At 72.6% G+C, this 15764-nt stretch carries 12 protein-coding genes and 2 riboswitches; of the genes, 6 read left to right on the top strand and 6 right to left on the bottom strand.

The window, feature by feature from the left end; translation table 11 throughout:
* Positions 1-40: 40 nt before the first annotated feature.
* The 6 genes from IFU40_RS08190 to IFU40_RS08165 are packed head-to-tail and all read right to left on the bottom strand — an operon-like array spanning position 41 to position 6620.
* Positions 41-937, bottom strand: coding sequence for a glycosyltransferase (locus tag IFU40_RS08190; protein WP_191925996.1), 897 nt, complete (start codon positions 935-937; stop codon positions 41-43).
* Positions 934-2064 carry an aminotransferase class V-fold PLP-dependent enzyme gene (locus tag IFU40_RS08185; protein ID WP_191925995.1) on the bottom strand — a complete coding sequence of 377 codons (1131 nt, stop codon included), beginning with the start codon at positions 2062-2064 and terminating at the stop codon, positions 934-936. The genes IFU40_RS08190 and IFU40_RS08185 overlap by 4 nt, the downstream gene beginning before the upstream one ends.
* Complete coding sequence (gene nadC, locus IFU40_RS08180) at positions 2061-2918, bottom strand: carboxylating nicotinate-nucleotide diphosphorylase (RefSeq protein ID WP_191925994.1); 858 nt, start codon at positions 2916-2918, stop codon at positions 2061-2063. Before nadC ends, IFU40_RS08185 begins: the two co-directional genes overlap by 4 nt.
* A complete protein-coding gene (gene nadB, locus IFU40_RS08175) occupies positions 2912-4555 on the bottom strand; it encodes an L-aspartate oxidase (protein WP_191925993.1) in 1644 nt (547 codons plus the stop codon). The genes nadC and nadB overlap by 7 nt, the downstream gene beginning before the upstream one ends.
* Positions 4552-5883, bottom strand: a complete 1332-nt coding sequence (nadA, locus tag IFU40_RS08170; protein ID WP_191925992.1) for a quinolinate synthase NadA — start codon at positions 5881-5883, stop codon at positions 4552-4554. Before nadA ends, nadB begins: the two co-directional genes overlap by 4 nt.
* A gap of 11 nt (positions 5884-5894) precedes the next feature.
* The gene (locus tag IFU40_RS08165) at positions 5895-6620 is read right to left on the bottom strand and encodes an NUDIX hydrolase (protein ID WP_055837813.1); all 726 of its coding nucleotides are present in this window, start codon (positions 6618-6620) and stop codon (positions 5895-5897) included.
* A 261-nt stretch (positions 6621-6881) separates the two neighbouring features.
* On the opposite strand from IFU40_RS08165, the gene IFU40_RS08160 reads away from it, so the two are divergent.
* The 6 genes from IFU40_RS08160 (at position 6882) to IFU40_RS08135 (ending at position 15705) form a co-directional block, all read left to right on the top strand.
* On the top strand, positions 6882-8057 hold the full coding sequence (locus IFU40_RS08160; protein ID WP_191925991.1) for a MarP family serine protease: 1176 nt from the start codon (positions 6882-6884) through the stop codon (positions 8055-8057).
* 107 nt (positions 8058-8164) lie between these two features.
* Positions 8165-9019, top strand: a complete 855-nt coding sequence (locus tag IFU40_RS08155; protein ID WP_191925990.1) for a hypothetical protein — start codon at positions 8165-8167, stop codon at positions 9017-9019.
* Between the two features lie 134 nt (positions 9020-9153).
* Positions 9154-9248: riboswitch (glycine riboswitch) on the top strand.
* Positions 9249-9368: riboswitch (glycine riboswitch) on the top strand. It abuts the riboswitch before it with no gap.
* Between the two features lie 48 nt (positions 9369-9416).
* On the top strand, positions 9417-10604 hold the full coding sequence (locus IFU40_RS08150; RefSeq protein WP_191925989.1) for a glycine cleavage system aminomethyltransferase GcvT: 1188 nt from the start codon (positions 9417-9419) through the stop codon (positions 10602-10604).
* Entirely contained in the window at positions 10601-10975 is a 375-nt protein-coding gene (gcvH, locus tag IFU40_RS08145) for a glycine cleavage system protein GcvH (protein WP_191914863.1), read from the top strand. The genes IFU40_RS08150 and gcvH overlap by 4 nt, the downstream gene beginning before the upstream one ends.
* Positions 10972-13851: an aminomethyl-transferring glycine dehydrogenase gene (gene gcvP, locus IFU40_RS08140; RefSeq protein ID WP_191925988.1), complete on the top strand. Its 2880-nt coding sequence runs from the start codon at positions 10972-10974 to the stop codon at positions 13849-13851. Before gcvH ends, gcvP begins: the two co-directional genes overlap by 4 nt.
* 111 nt (positions 13852-13962) lie before the next feature.
* A complete protein-coding gene (locus IFU40_RS08135; RefSeq protein ID WP_191925987.1) occupies positions 13963-15705 on the top strand; it encodes an ABC transporter substrate-binding protein in 1743 nt (580 codons plus the stop codon).
* Positions 15706-15764 lie beyond the last annotated feature (59 nt).

The following is a 15764-nucleotide window of genomic DNA, read 5'->3' as shown; positions in this document are numbered from 1 at the left end:
CCCGACGGCTCGACGGGCGGAGTCGCCCGGCGGCGTGCCCTCAGTCCGGCAGCGTCTCGAGGAACGCCTCGAGCGCGATGCGGTACGCCGGGTCGGGGTGCGCCTCGGAGATCCGCAACAGGGGCGGAAGATCGAGCGTGCGAATGAGCGCTCCACGCTCGCGAACGGCCGCGTCGGCGCCGGCGGCGCGCAGCAGCGCGATGCCCTCGCCCAGGGCGTCGAGGTAGTCGCGCAGCACGCCCACCTCGGCCAGGCGTTGAGTGATCGATCCGCCATCGCGGCGTTCCCGCCAGTCGACGACGACGTCGGGCACCACGTCGAACGCCGACGCGAGCGTGTACATGCGCTGCGCGAGCACCTGGTCTTCGTAGTAGCGGCCCTCGGGGAAGCGCAGGTCGTGCGCGCGCCAGAAGGCGGTGCGGCTCAGCTTCGACCACGCGACGATGTTCCCGGATACCGCCGGGTGCTCCGTCAGCGTGGTGCGCTGCCGCGCCGGGTCGGTGGCGGCGGCGACCCACGGCTGCACGTCGCCGGCCGTGTAGCCGGGGCCGTCGGCATCCGGGCGCAGGCGCACGTACGCACCCACGACGAAGTCGCTGCCGGTGCGGTCGAGGGTGTCGGCGAGGCGTGCCAGGGCGTCGGGGCGATAGCGGTCGTCGGCGTCGAGGAAGGCCGTGTAGGGGGTGTCGACCTCGGCGAGGCCGGTGTTGCGGGCGGCGCCGAGGCCGCGCTGCTCCTCGTGGCGCACGACGCGGAAGCGGGCGTCGGCGGCTGCGGCGTCAGCGAAGATGCGGGTCGTGTCATCGGTGGAGGCGTCGTCGACGAGGACGGCGGTCCAGTTCGAGTGCGTCTGGCCGCGGACGGAGTCGAGCGCCTCCTCGGCGAAGTCCGCCACGTCGAAGCCGGGGATGATGACGGTGACGGCGGTGGAACTCACCCGCGTGATCCTACGGCGGCGACCGCGGCGACGACGGCATTCGCTACGGGGTCGAGAGATCCGGTGAGCCCTCGCGGCAGGGTGAAGCGCACGGCGGTGCGGGCCTCGTCGTGCGCGATGCCGAGCGCGAGTAGCACGTGCGACGCCTCGTCGCTCCCGGCGGCGCACGCCGATCCGCTCGACGACACGACCCCGCGCCGTTCGAGCTCGAGCAGCACCGTCTCACCGTTCGTGCCGGGGAACACGAAGCTCGCGGTGCCGGGCAGTCGTCGCTCGGGGTGGCCGGTGAGGCGCGCTCCCGGAACGAGCGCGAGCACACGGGCGACGAAGGCGTCGCGGAGCGCTGAGACGCGCCGCGCCTCGGCTTCGCGCTCGTCCTCGGCCAGGGTCAACGCGGTGGCGATCGCGACGGCCCCCGCGACGTCGGGGGTGCCGGAGCGGCGACCGCGCTCCTGACCGCCGCCGTGCAGGAGCGGTTCGAAAGGGAGCCGGCCGCGCACGGCGAGGATCCCGGTGCCCTTCGGTGCGCCGATCTTGTGACCGGCGACGGTGATCGCATCGGCCCCGAGCCCCGCCAGCGGCAGCCACCCGGCGGCCTGGACGGCGTCGAGGTGCAGGGGGACCCCCCGGGCGTGGGCGACGGCGGCGAGGGCGGCGGCATCCTGGATCGTGCCCACCTCGTTGTTCGCGTAGCCCACGCTGACCAGGGCGGTCTCGTCGCGCAGCACGTCGGCGAGGGCGTCGGGGGTCAGCGTGCCGGCGGCATTGACGGGGGCGTAGGTGACCTCGGTGCCGTGGAAACGGGCGAGGTAGTCGGCCGAGGCGAGCACCGACTCGTGTTCGATCGCGGTGGTGACGAGGTGCCGGCGCCCCGAGCCCAGCACGAGACCCTTGAGGGCCGCGTTGTTGGATTCGGTGCCTCCCGAGGTGAACATGACGTCTCCGGCGCGCAGGCCGAGCACCCGGGCGACCCGCGAGCGGGCGTCGTCGAGGGCGGATGCCGCGGCCTCGCCGATCTCGTGATGGCTCGACGGGTTGCCGAAGAACCGCGTGAGGTAGGGCGCCATGGCCTCGAGCACCTCGGGGCGCACGGGGGTGGTGGCGGCGTTGTCGAGGTAGAGGGTCACGCCGTCTCGATGCGGATGTCCAGCCCGAGGTCGAGCGAGGGCGCGGAGTGGGTGAGGGCGCCGACCGAGATGACGTCGACGCCGGTCTCGGCGATGGCCCGCACGGTGTCGAGGCTCACCCCTCCCGACGCCTCGACCTGGGCGGCTCCGGCGATGCGGGCGACGCCGACGCGGAGGTCGTCGAGCGAGAAGTTGTCGAGCATGATCGTGCCGACCCCGGCGGCGAGCACGGCGTCGATCTGGTCGAGGCGGTCGACCTCGACCTCGACGTGGGTCGTGTGGGGGAGTCGGGCGATCGCGCTCTCGAGGGCCTGCGTCACCGACATCCCGCTGGCGGTGAGCACGGCGAGGTGGTTGTCTTTCGCCATCACCGCGTCGGACAGTGAGAAACGGTGGTTGTGGCCTCCGCCGTCACGCACGGCCTGGCGCTCGATCGCGCGCAGGCCCGGGGTGGTCTTGCGGGTGTCCACGATGCGCGCGCCGGTGTGCGCGACCTCGTCGACGTAGCGACGGGTGAGGGTGGCGATGCCCGCCATGCGCTGCACGAAGTTGAGGCCGATCCGCTCGGCCGTCAGCACCGCCCGCGCGGGGCCCGTGACGACGGCGAGCGTGTCGCCGGGCGCGAAGGCGGCGCCGTCGGCCACGCGCATCTCGACGACGACCGAGGGGTCGGTCAGCGTGAACGCGGCCGTGAACACCGCACCGCCGCTGAAGACGCCGGGCACCCGGGCGACCAGCTCGGCCCGCGCGGGGGCGTGCTCGGGGATCAGCGTTTCGCTGGTGAGGTCGCCCCACGGGGCGTCTTCGTCGAGCGCGGCCGAGACGACGCGGTCGATGGCGGTGCGGGTCAGCATGCGGAGACCTCCTGGGGACGGGGACGGGATGCCGGGGCCGAAGGCGAGACGTCGGGTCGCGGCGGCGAGGCATCCCGCGTGCGGGCGCCCCGGGTCGCCGTGCCCGGTGTCACTGTGCCCGGTGTCACTGTGCCCGGTGTCACTGTGCCCGGTGTCACCGTGCCCGGTGTTGCGGCGGCCGGGGTCCCGGCATCCGGGGCGTCGGAGCGGAAGTGCGCTCCGATCGAGCCCGAGCGGGCGCGGGCGGCAGCGACGACGTGCGTGGCCACCAGCAGCAGGTTGGCGTCCTCGATCGACCGGGATGCGGTCTCGGCGCTCCACGCGGCGAGCACGCCGGCGGCGCGAGCGAGGCCGGCGCCGTCGCGCACGAGTCCGGCCTCGGCCCACAGGAGCTTCTGCAGGGCTTCACGTGAGAACGGCGGGGCCTCGGTGGGGGCGGACGTCTGCAGCGGCAGCGCGGGGGAGGCCTCGGGCCACGCCTCGTCACGCGCGACCGCGTCTCCGGCGCGGGCGCCGAACACGGCCCCCTCGAGCAGCGAGTTGGATGCCAGGCGGTTCGCGCCGTGCACTCCGGTGCGCGCCGTCTCACCCACCGCGTACAGGCCCGGCACGCTGCTGCGTCCGTCGAGGTCGGTCACCACACCGCCCATGAGGTAGTGCGCCGCGGGGGTCACGGCGATCGGGTCGCGCGCCCAGTCGAGCCCGCGTTCGCGCACGGCGGCGTCGATCGTGGGGAAGCGCTCGGCGAGACGCGCGGCGCCGAGGGCGGTGGCATCCAGCCGCACGGGTCGGCCGTCCTGCGCGGCCATGGCTCGGGCGTTCGCGCGGGCGACGACGTCGCGCGGAGCGAGCTCGCCGTCGGGGTGCGCGTCAAAGGCGAAGCGCCGACCCGCCTCATCGATGAGCACGGCGCCCTCGCCGCGAACGGCCTCCGATACGAGGAACGGCGCGCCCACCGCGAGAGCGGTGGGGTGGAACTGCACGAACTCGAGGTCGGCGACGGCGGCGCCGGCCCGGATGGCGGCGGCGATGCCGTCACCGGTCGCGCCGAGCGGGTTGGTCGTGTGGGCGTAGAGCTGGCCCGCACCGCCCGCCGCGAGGATCACGGCGTCGGCGGTGAGGCGCTCGCCGTCGGCGAGCTCCACGCCGGTGACGCGACCGTCGTCGAGGATCAGGTCGTGCAGCAGCGCGTGCTCGCGCACCGCGACACCCGCCGCGCGCACGGCGGCCCCGAGCGCCGCCTGGATCGCGGCTCCGGTGGCGTCGCCGCCGGCGTGCAGCACGCGGGGACGGGCGTGGGCGGCCTCGAGGCCGCGGGCGAAGTCGCCGTCGACGCCCCGGTCGAACGCGACACCGCGCGCGACGAGCTCGACGATGCGCGTCGGCCCCTCGCCCACCAGCACGTCGACCGCGGAGGGATCGTTCATTCCCACGCCGGCGGTGAGCGTGTCGGCCGCGTGCGAGGCGACGTCATCGAGGGGAGAGGTCACCGCGGCGATGCCGCCCTGGGCCCAGCGCGTGTTCGTGTCGGCCACCGCGCCCTTGGTCACGACGGTCACCGCGCATCCGTTCTCGGCCGCGTGGAGTGCTGCCGTCAGGCCGGCGATGCCACTGCCGACGACGACGACCGTGGTCATTTCACGGCGCCGCTGGGCTTGGCCGCGAGCATGCGCTCGAGAGCGACGGTGGCCGGGGCCGCGACCTCGGTCGGCACGCTGATGCGGTTGACGACCTCGCCCTCGACGAGCGACTCGAGCACCCACGCGAGGTAGCCGGGGTGGATGCGGTACATCGTCGAGCAGGGGCAGACGACGGGGTCGAGGCAGAAGATCTCGTGCTGCGGATACTGCGCGGCCAGGCGCTGCACGAGGTTGATCTCGGTGCCGATCGCGAAGGTGGTGGGTTCTGTGGCCGCGGCGATGGCCTTGCGGATGAGGTCGGTCGACCCCGCCTCGTCGGCCGCGTCGACGACGTCCATCGGGCACTCGGGGTGCACGATCACGCGCACTCCGGGGTGCTCCACGCGGGCGCGGTCGATCTGCTCGACGGTGAAGCGTCGGTGCACCGAGCAGAAGCCGTGCCACAGGACGACGCGGCTGTCGACGATCTGCGCGTCCGACGACCCGCCGAGGGGCTTGCGGGGGTTCCACATCGGCATCTGCTCGAGCGGCACCCCCATGGCCTTGGCGGTGTTGCGGCCCAGGTGCTGGTCGGGGAAGAACAGTACGCGGCGCCCGCGCGCGAACGCCCACTCCAGCACCGTCCGGGCGTTGGAGGAGGTGCAGACGATGCCGCCGTGGCGCCCGACGAAGCCCTTGATGGCGGCGCTGGAGTTCATGTACGTCACCGGGATCACCGGCACCAGCCCCTCGGCATCCGGGGTGTCGAGATCGCCCAGCACGTCGGCGAGCTGCTCCCAGCACTCCTCGACCTGATCGATGTCGGCCATGTCGGCCATGGAGCAGCCGGCGGCGAGGTTCGGCAGGATCACGGCCTGCTCGGGCCGCGAGAGCAGGTCGGCGGTCTCGGCCATGAAGTGCACGCCGCAGAACACGATGGCCTCGGCCTCGGGTCGGTCCTTCGCGGCGTTTGCCAGCTGGAACGAGTCGCCCACGTAGTCGGCGTGGCGCACGACCTCTTCGCGCTGGTAGAAGTGCCCGAGCACGACGACCCGATCGCCGAGCGTCGCTTTCGCCGCGCGGATGCGGGCGTCGAGCTCGTCGTCGGAGGCGTCGCGGTACGCCTGCGGCAGTTCACCCTGGCGGGGAGCGCCGGTGGGGATGACGTCTCCCATCGACGAGCCCGGACCATAGCCCGGGCGAGTGTCGAAGTCCCACGGGCCGACCGCGAGGTCGGTGGTGCAGGTGGCGTCGATCGAGGCGCCGGAGACGATGGCCTGGATCGCGTGGTCGACGCTCGGGTCGATCGCGAGACGCGGCTGCAGGGTGAGGGGCGTGGCGGACATGGGCGTTCCGATCAGTGACGGGACGGGAGGGGGCCGCGGTCGGCCAGCTCCACATCGCGGTTGTAGCGGTACAGGCGGGCGGGGCGGTGGCTTCCGGTGCGGAAGCGCTCGGTGGGAATGAGGGTGTCGGACGTGTCGACCTGGCGGCGGAAGTTCGCCGGGTCGAGGCGTTTGCCGAGGATGGTCTCGTTGACCTCGCGGAGGTCGGCGAGCGTGAACTCGTCGGGGAGCAGCCCGTGCGCGATGCGGCTGTAGCCGACCTTGTTGCGCAGGCGCCACAGCGTGTACTCGACGATGTGGTCATGGTCGAAGGCGAGAGCGGGCAGGGCGGTCGCGTCGAACCACTCGACATTCTCGGGGGCGTCGCCCTGGCGGGCGTGGGCGGCGACCTGCGCGTCGACCTCGTCGGAGCGCAGCAGCGCCCAGTACACGATCGACACCACGCGGGTGGGGGAGCGGTCGACGGCGCCGAACGCGTACAGCTGCTCAAGGTAGCTGGGGGTCAGCCCGGTGGTCTCGGCGAGGGTCCGGGATGCCGCCGTGTCGAGCTCTTCGGTCGCGTCGAGCCAGCCGCCCGGCAGGGCCCACCGCCCGTCGAAGGGGTCGCGGGTGCGGCGCACCAGGGGGAGCGACAGGACGGGTTCGTCGTCGGCGCCGCGGCGCACGCTGAAGATCACGGTCGACACCGCGACGCGCACGTCGGCGTCGCGGGACTCGGGCTCAGGGGTTCGTGTCATGGTGACCATATCTCCGGGATCGATCTTAGTGTCATCCCGACCCGAAGGGCGAATCGCTGACCGCCGTCCGCGGTGACGGGTCGGCGGGTCATGGCCGAGTGGGCGGTTCGGGGCACGATTGGCGCACTGGGGCGGGCGATATCCGCCCCAATGCGCCAATCGCGCCCCGAACCGCGGCGACCGCGGGATGGAGGAGCGGGCGCGTCGAAAGGGTTCTCTCAGACGCGCGGCTTAGCGTGAGAGTCGGATTGGGGAGGTCGGATGCCGATCATCGACATCGTTCTGATCGCCCTTCTGGCGATCGCGCTCATCACGGGCCTCTCGCGAGGTTTCCTCGCCACGATCGGCTTCTTCGCCGGCCTCGCGGTCGGCGCCGTCGCCGCGTACTGGGTGACGCCGTTCGTCGGCCAGTGGATCACCGAGCCGGCCTGGCGGGGCCCCGCGATGATCGGCGCCGGCATCCTGCTGCTGCTCATCGGCTCGGGTCTCGGCAGCGCCCTCGGCGGCTTCTTTCGTCGGGGCGCCGACCGCATCAAGCTCCGCGTTCCCGAGCGTCTGCTCGGTGGGGTCGTCAACGTCGCCGCGGCCGCGCTCGCCGTGTCGTTCGTCGCCGGATCGCTCACCCCGGTCGGCGTTCCCGTCGTGTCGGCGGCGCTGGGCTCGTCGGCGGTCATCCGCACGATCGACGACCTCACCCCCGCCCCCGTGCGCGGCGCGCTCGCCGAGTTGCGCGGAACGGTCTTCGCCGAGGGGATCCCCCGCCTCGGCGAGCTCATCCAGATCGGGCCCGTGCCGAGCGCCCCGGCGGTCGCCCTCGACGACCCCGCGCTGACGCAGGCCGCGCAGTCGGTCGCGCGGATCTCGGGCACCGCCTACGCCTGCGGCATCACCTCGAGCGGCTCGGGCTTCGTCGTGGCGGCCGACCGCATCGTCACCAACGCGCACGTCGTCGCCGGCGTCGACACGCCCCTCGTCGAGCTGCCCGGCCGCCCGGCGCGCGAGGGGCGAGTGGTCTACTTCGACCCGACCGACGACATCGCCGTGGTCTCGGTCGACGGTCTCGATGCCGCGCCCCTGCCGATCTCCGCGACCCTCGAAGTGGGGGCTTCCGCCGTGGTGCAGGGATACCCGGGCGGGGGACCGTTCACCTCGGGCAGCGCCCAGGTGCTGTCGTCGGGCACCGTCCCCGTTCCCGACATCTACGACACCTCCTCGGTGCCGCGCGACATCTACGCGCTGGCCGCGGTGGTTCGACCGGGGAACTCGGGGGGACCCCTGCTGACGACGTCGGGTGAGATCGCGGGCATCGTCTTCGCCCGCAGCGACACCGACGACAACGTCGGCTACGCGATGACCCCCGCCGAGCTGCTCCCCGTGATGGCGCAGATGGACGCCCTGTCGGCGCCCGTCGCCTCGGGAAGCTGCACGCGCCGCTGAACGGGGTGCCGGGGCGAGGGCCCCGCGCCGGGGGCGGACCCTTCCACATCCGGTGCTCGCGGACAACCGGGCAGCCGGCGGCCGTCGCCGTTTCCTACCGTGGAGGGATGAGCCAGAAGACAACGCTTCGCACGGTGTCCACCGCCCTCGCCGCCTCGGCGGCCGTCCTGCTCCTCGCGGGCTGCGTCGGAGAAAGCAGCTCCGCGCCTTCCGCCTCGGCCCCGCCCGCATCTCCGAGCGGCACGACCGCGACGTCCGCGGCCCCGGCTTCGCCCTCCGCCGACGGGGTGAGCGAATCGGAGGCCGTGAGCCTCGTCGAGGACTACCTGACGGCGTTCCAGGAGGAGCGTTTCGCCGACGCCTACACGCTGCTGTCCGAGGGGGCGCAGTCGATCGCGGGGCCCGCCGAACGGTTCGCCGACACGGCCGTCGGCGGGTTCGTCCGCGTCGACGACGCCACCGGATATCTCGGAACGGACGGCGTGATCACCGCGGGGCCGGGGCCCGTCGACGGCGCGGTCCTCGTCACCGCCGTCGCCGACCGCCACGCCGATGCGTGGATCGTGCGGGACACGCCGGAAGGCCCCCGCATCGACGATGCCGGCGTTCCCCTCACCGGGCAGAGCCCGTACGAGTGGGTGAACCCCGCCTCCGGGCCCGAAGACATCCGCGACGTGACGCCCGTGGACCCCACGGCACCCGCCGCGATCGTCTTCGCCGATCGGGGAGACGGCGCCGAGGACGGTGCCAGCCTCGTGGGCGATCCGGATCGAATCGTCGCCTACATCGGCACGACGGAGGTCACCGCCTCCGCCGCGGCCTCCGAGTCGCAGCGTCGGTGGGACATCGCCCTCGACAGTGTCGTGCCCTCGGCCGACGTCCAGCCGCTCACCGTTGCCTGGAGGGTCAGCGACGACATCGACGTCTGGCGCACCAGCACCACGCCCCTGTACACCGGGTGAGGGGAGCCCGGGGCCCGCGGCGGTGAGGGCGACGTGGGCGATCGAGGCCGCGGCATCCGGCGTCGTTCACCGCGGGGCTGGACAGAGCGCCGCGGGCCTCCGCTAGGCTGACCCCACAAGTCCACACCGGCCCCATGATCGATGCGGGAGAGCTCCGGCGAATGCAGCCGGGCACCGAAGGAGCAAGCCTCCCCGCCAATCTCTCAGGTACGCGTACCGCGTCGATCGGGCCACTCTGGAAAGTGATCCGGGTGCACCGCGCCGGATCCGCCGACGGTGAAAGCCCGCCATCCTGTTCATCGAACGGATGCCGTGGCGAAACTCTCAGGCCCATGACAGAGGGGGAGTTCTCCAGGCGCCGACCGGCGTCTGTCCGTCATCGCGAACGGCAGAACTCATGACCGACACCCCCGCACCTCCACGCTCGTCGCCGCTGCACGATCGGCACGAGGCCCTCGGCGCCTCGTTCACCGACTTCGGCGGCTGGAACATGCCCGTGCGCTACACCTCCGACCTCGCCGAGCACCACGCGGTGCGCACGGCCGCGGGCCTGTTCGACATCTCGCACATGGCCGAGTTCTGGGTGCAGGGCGGCCGCGCCGCGGACTTCCTCGACTTCGTGCTCGCCGGCCGCATCTCCACGATGCGCATCGGCAAGGCCAAGTACTCCCTCGTTCTGGCCGACGACGGCGGAATCGTGGACGACGTCATCGTCTACCGCACCGGTGAGGACTACTTCCTGGTGATCGCGAACGCCGGGAACCGGGATGCCGTGGCCGCGGCGTTCGACGGTGCCCGTGCCACGTGGTCGTCGGCGCAGGCGTTCCTCGACGGCCCCCTCGAGGGCACCGATTACGCCGTGACGTCCGGTGGGGCGATCCCGCGGGTCGAAGACGTCACCGATCAGCTCGCGCTCATCGCCCTCCAGGGCCCCGAGGCCCTCGGCATCCTGAGCTCCACCCCGGGGGTCGAGATCACCGGCACCGCTCTGGACGAGTTGGGCTACTACGCCTGGACCGACGGCACCTTCCAGGGCGCCTCGCTGTTCGTGGCCCGCACCGGGTACACCGGCGAGGACGGCTACGAGCTGCTCATCCCCACCGCCCAGGCCGGCGCCCTCTGGGACGCCGCGCTCGCCGCGGGCGCCGATCGCGGACTCGTCCCCTGCGGCCTCGCCGCGCGCGACACGCTGCGCCTCGAGGCGGGCATGCCGCTGTACGGCCACGAGCTCTCGCGCGACATCGTTCCCGCGCAGGCCGGCCTCGGCCGCGTCGTCGCCGTCGACAAAGAGGCGTTCGTCGGCAAGGACGGCGTGGCGTCGAGCCCCGCCGACGCCCCCGTGCTCGTCGGGCTCGTGTCGGAGGGCCGTCGCGCGGGCCGCGCCGGTTACTCCGTGCTCCGCGGCGACGACACCGTCGGCGAGATCACCAGCGGTGCCCTCAGCCCCACCCTCGGCCACCCCGTGGCCATGGCATTCGTCGCGCCGTCGGCGAGCGAGCCCGGAACCGAACTGACCATCGACGTGCGCGGAACCCGCATTCCCGCCACCGTCACCGCCCTTCCCTTCTATCGGAGAAACGCATGACCGACCTCACCGCCCTCAGCTACACGTCCGAGCACGAGTGGATCTCCCTCGAGGGGGACATCGCGACCGTCGGCATCACCGACTTCGCCGCCGACAAGCTCGGCGACGTCGTCTTCGTCGAGCTGCCCGGCGCCGACTCCGCGGTCTCGGCCGGCGACGTCTGCGGCGAGATCGAATCGACCAAGTCGGTCGGCGAGCTCTACGCACCCCTGACTGGCACAGTCGTCGAGGTGAACGACGCCGTGGTCGACGACCCCTCTCTCGTGAACGCCGAACCCTTCGCCGGGGGCTGGCTCATCAAGATCCGCGTCGAGGGCGAGCTGCCCGGCGACCTCCTCGACCGCGCCGCCTACGAGGGCCTCACCGCATGAGCACTCTTCTCCCCCCGCGGACCGATACCGCCGCGCCCGCCGTCTTCGTCGATCGCCACATCGGCATCGACGCCGACGCCCAGGCCCGCATGCTCGAGGTCGTCGGGTACGACAGCGTCGAGGCGCTCGTCGAGACCGCCGTCCCGGCATCCATCCACGTGCAGCAGCGCGCGACCAGCTCGATCCCGACCGCGGCCACCGAGGCCGAGGCGCTCGCGGAGCTGCGGGAGCTCGCCTCCGCGAACCGCTCGGCGCGACCGCTGATCGGGCTGGGGTACTACGACACCTTCACCCCCTCGGTGATCGCCCGCAACGTGCTCGAGAACCCCTCGTGGTACACCGCGTACACGCCCTACCAGCCCGAGATCTCGCAGGGTCGGCTCGAAGCTCTCATCAACTTCCAGACGATGGTGACCGACCTGACGGGTCTCGCCACGGCGAACGCCTCGATGCTCGACGAGTCGACCGCGGTCGTCGAGGGCATGCTCGTCGCGCGCCGGGCGTCGAAGGCGAAGACCGACGTCTTCCTCGTCGACGTCGATGCCCTGCCGCAGACCAAGGCGCTGCTGCACCACCGCGCCGCGGCCGTCGGCATCCGCATCGAGGAGACCTCGTTCGCGGGGGAGCTGCCCGAGGCGTTCGGTGCGTTCGTGCAGTACCCCGGCGCCACGGGGCGCGTGTGGGACTTCTCGGCCGTCGCCGACACGGTGCACGCCGCCGGTGGCCTGGTCGTGGCCGCGGCCGACCTGCTCGCCCTGACCCTGCTGCGTTCGCCCGGCGCCCTCGGCGCCGACGTCGCGGTCGGGACGACCCAGCGCTTCGGCGTTCCGCTCGGCTTCGGGGGACCGCACGCGGGCTACATGGCCGTGCGCGCGGGCCTCGAACGCCAGCTCCCCGGCCGCCTCGTGGGCGTGTCGCAGGATGCCGTGGGAGCCCCCGCGTACCGCCTGTCGCTGCAGACGCGCGAACAGCACATCCGTCGCGAGAAGGCGACCTCGAATATCTGCACCGCCCAGGTGCTGCTGGCCGTGATGGCGGCGATGTACGCGGTGTACCACGGGCCGCAGGGGCTGCGGGGGATCGCGACGCGCGTCGCGCGGAAGGCCGACATCCTGGCATCCGCCCTGCGTTCGTACGACCTGACGCTGGCGAGCGACGCGTTCTTCGACACCGTGCGCGTGCACGTGCCGGGGCGCGCCCAAGACGTGGTCGACCGGGCGCGCGAGCGCGGCTATCAGCTGCTGTGGGTCGACGATGCGACCGTGGGGGTCTCGGTGGACGAGACGACGACGGATGCCGACCTCGCGGCCGTCCTCGACGCGTTCGGCCTCGCGAGCGACGACCTGCCCGAGGGCGTCGCCCTCCGCGGCGTGGACGAGGCGCTGCACCGCGACGACGAGTACCTCACGCACCCCGTCTTCCATGCTCACCGCAGCGAGACGGCCATGATGCGGTACCTCAAGAGCCTCGCCGATCGCGACTACGCGCTCGATCGCGGCATGATCCCGCTGGGGTCGTGCACGATGAAGCTGAACGCGGCGACCGAGATGGCCGCGGTGTCGTGGCCGGAGTTCTCGCGCGTGCACCCGTTCGCCCCCGAGGCCGACGTGCACGGCTACCTCGAGATGATCGAGCAGCTCGAGCGCTGGCTCGCCGAGGTCACCGGCTACGACGCCGTCTCGCTGCAGCCGAACGCCGGCTCGCAGGGCGAGCTCGCGGGACTCCTCGCCATCCGCGGCTACCACCTCGCGAACGGCGACACCGAGCGCACGGTGTGCCTCATCCCCTCGTCGGCGCACGGCACGAACGCGGCCTCGGCGATCCTGGCGGGCATGAAGGTCGTCGTCGTCGCGTGCGACGAGGCGGGGAACGTCGACCTCGACGATCTGCGGGCCAAGATCGCCCAGCACGCCGAGTCCCTCTCGGCGCTGATGATCACGTACCCCTCGACCCACGGCGTGTACGAGCACGACGTGCTCGAGATCACCCAGGCCGTGCACGACGCCGGTGGACAGGTGTACGTCGACGGGGCGAACCTCAACGCGCTGCTCGGCTTCGCCCGCTTCGGCGACCTGGGCGGCGACGTGTCGCACCTCAACCTGCACAAGACGTTCGCGATCCCGCACGGCGGTGGGGGCCCGGGCGTCGGCCCGGTCGCCGCGAAGGCGCACCTCGCGCCGTTCCTTCCCTCGCATCCGTTCTCGCAGCGCGCCGACCACGCCGGTGGTGTGTTCGACGGGGGACCGGTGTCGGCCGCGCCGCACGGGTCGGCGGGGATCCTGCCCATCTCGTGGGCGTACGTGCGCATGATGGGGGCCGAGGGGCTTCGCCAGGCCACGGCCGCGGCCGTGCTGTCGGCCAACTACATCGCCGTGCGCCTGCGCGAGCACTACCCGGTGCTGTACGCGGGCGAGGGCGGTCTGGTCGCGCACGAGTGCATCCTCGACCTGCGTCCCCTCAAGGAGCAGACCGGGGTCACCGTCGACGACGTGGCCAAGCGTCTGATCGACTACGGCTTCCACGCCCCGACGATGTCGTTCCCGGTCGCCGGCACCCTCATGGTGGAACCGACCGAGAGTGAGGACCTCGCCGAGCTCGACCGGTTCGTGGATGCCATGATCGCGATCAAGCACGAGGCCGACGCCGTCGCCGCGGGGGAGTGGCCCGCCGACGACAACCCGCTCGTGAACGCGCCGCACACCGCCGAGACGGTGGTCGTGGGCGAGTGGAAGCACGCGTACTCGCGCGGGACCGCGGTGTACCCCGTGCGTTCTCTGATCCGCGGCAAGTACTGGCCCCCGGTACGCCGCATCGACCAGGCGTACGGCGACCGCAACCTCGTGTGCTCCTGCCCTCCGCCGGAGGCGTTCGCCTGAGCGCTGAGTGAGTGCGGCGGCGATCCCGGCCGGATTCCGGGATCGCCGCCGGATCGTTCGCCCACGGCCCGGACGGGGGTTCGCACAGGAGGCGTTTAGTACAGTTCGGGTGTGCACCACGGGCTGACTGACCACTCACGACCGACTCGACGACGACGCGGACGGGGGCGGTCGATCGCCCTGCTCGCCGCCTGCGCCATCGTGCTCGCCGGGTGCGCTGCGCCCGACGCGGCACCCGCGCCCGAGCCGGAGGCACGCACCAGCCTCACGGTCGGCGTGGTCGGCAGCCTCACGAGCTTCAACGCCGAGAGTCGCACCGGCGACACGGCGGCCAACCGTGCGGTGTCCGAGCTGCTCGACGAGCAACTCGGTTCGCTCGACGGCGACCTGCAGGTCGTACCGAACGACGGCCTCGGACGCATCACCCGCGTCGAGGGGGACCCCTTGAAGGTCAGCTACGAGCTGTTCACCGACCGCACGTGGTCGGACGGCACGCCCGTCACCCTCGACGACCTGCTGTTCGGCTGGGCGGTGTCGTCGCACTTCTTCGATGACGCCACGTACGACGCCACCGGGCAGATCGTCTCGGGCACGCGGTACTTCGACACCGCAGCCCCCGCCGACCCCAACGCGCGCACGGCGCGCCCGAGCATCGACCGTGCCGCCGACACCCTGACCCTCACCTATGACGAGCCGTTCGCCGACTGGAACCGCCAGTGGCTGCTCGATCGGCCGGTCCACGTCGTCGCGCAGCGCGCCGGGGTCAGCGTGAAGGACCTGCTCACCGCCATCCTCACGGTCCCCGAGGGCGACCCGACGGCGCCCGTCGCCCCCAACCCCGTGCTGGCGGCCGCCGCGCAGGCCTGGAACACGGGCTTCGACGTGCCCGCGGGAACGGCTCCCGATCCGGCATCCGTCGTCGCCGCCGGCCCCTGGACCGTCGCTTCGGCCACGACGGACACCCTCACCCTGGCCCGGCGCGACAGCTACCAGGGCGCGCACTTCCCCGGGCTCGAGGGTCTCACGGTGCGCTTCTTCGCGGATCGTGCGGCGCAGCTCTCGGCGATCGAGGCGGGAATGGTCGACGTGGCGAACATCGGCGACCTCGACGAGGACGAGCTGAAGACGCTCACCGACGCCGGTCTGCAGGTGGTCACCGGGCCCACCACCGAGACCCTGCAGCTGCGGTTCGCCAACGGCACCGCCCCCGCCCTGCGAGAGGCCACCTCGCGTTCGCTCGACCGCTCGGTGATTGTGAAGGACGCGCTGGGCACCGTGCGGCCCGACGCGCAGCCGCTGCAGTCGTTCCTGTCGTCGCCCGCGGCCGGTCAGCTCTACCGCGACCTCACCTCGGGCAACGGTGCGCCGGGAACGGGGAGCGACGTCGACGGTGCGCGCGAGGCGCTCGACGACCGCGCCGCGGTGCTGCGGGTGGGGTACGACGCCACCGACGAGACCTCGGCGCAGGTCTTCGCGCGCATGGTGACGATGGGGGCGACCGCGGGCATCGCCGTGCGCGTCGCGACCGAGACCGAGACTCCGGATGCCACCCTCGCCTGGGTCGGAGAAGACGAGAGCCTGTACCGCTCGGCGCGCGATCGGATCGCCGAGGGGGTCGACGGGCCCGACACCGCGCGCCTGTTCGCCGGACTCACGAACGACACCGACCCGGTCGACGTGCTCGCCGCGGCGAAGAAGATCGATCAGTCGCTGTTCACCGCGTACGCCGGGGTGCCCCTGCTCGAGCGCACGGGCGCGGTCGTGACCGCCGCCGGCGTCGGGGGAGTGGCCTACACGTCGCAACCGAACGGCCTGCCGCCCGCATTCTGGACCTGGACGCCGCCGCAGCCCTGATCGCGAGGTCGGGCGTGGCGGCCCGACCGTCGCCGATTCAGCGCGATTCGTGCCGCCCG

Origin of the sequence: Microbacterium sp. CFBP 13617, from assembly GCF_014839445.1 — a bacterium.
Lineage (GTDB): Bacteria > Actinomycetota > Actinomycetes > Actinomycetales > Microbacteriaceae > Microbacterium.
The sequence above is the reverse complement of the archived record's forward strand: the minus strand, read 5'-3'. Positions and strand labels throughout refer to the sequence as shown.

Coding starts and splice junctions, on each gene's coding strand:
- nadC (WP_191925994.1), bottom strand. CDS start 2,918: ATGCTGACCCGCACCGCCATCGACCGCGTCGTCTCGGCCGCGCTCGAC.
- nadB (WP_191925993.1), bottom strand. CDS start 4,555: ATGACCACGGTCGTCGTCGTCGGCAGTGGCATCGCCGGCCTGACGGCA.
- nadA (WP_191925992.1), bottom strand. CDS start 5,883: ATGTCCGCCACGCCCCTCACCCTGCAGCCGCGTCTCGCGATCGACCCG.
- IFU40_RS08165 (WP_055837813.1), bottom strand. CDS start 6,620: ATGACACGAACCCCTGAGCCCGAGTCCCGCGACGCCGACGTGCGCGTC.
- IFU40_RS08160 (WP_191925991.1), top strand. CDS start 6,882: ATGCCGATCATCGACATCGTTCTGATCGCCCTTCTGGCGATCGCGCTC.
- IFU40_RS08155 (WP_191925990.1), top strand. CDS start 8,165: ATGAGCCAGAAGACAACGCTTCGCACGGTGTCCACCGCCCTCGCCGCC.
- IFU40_RS08150 (WP_191925989.1), top strand. CDS start 9,417: ATGACCGACACCCCCGCACCTCCACGCTCGTCGCCGCTGCACGATCGG.
- gcvH (WP_191914863.1), top strand. CDS start 10,601: ATGACCGACCTCACCGCCCTCAGCTACACGTCCGAGCACGAGTGGATC.
- gcvP (WP_191925988.1), top strand. CDS start 10,972: ATGAGCACTCTTCTCCCCCCGCGGACCGATACCGCCGCGCCCGCCGTC.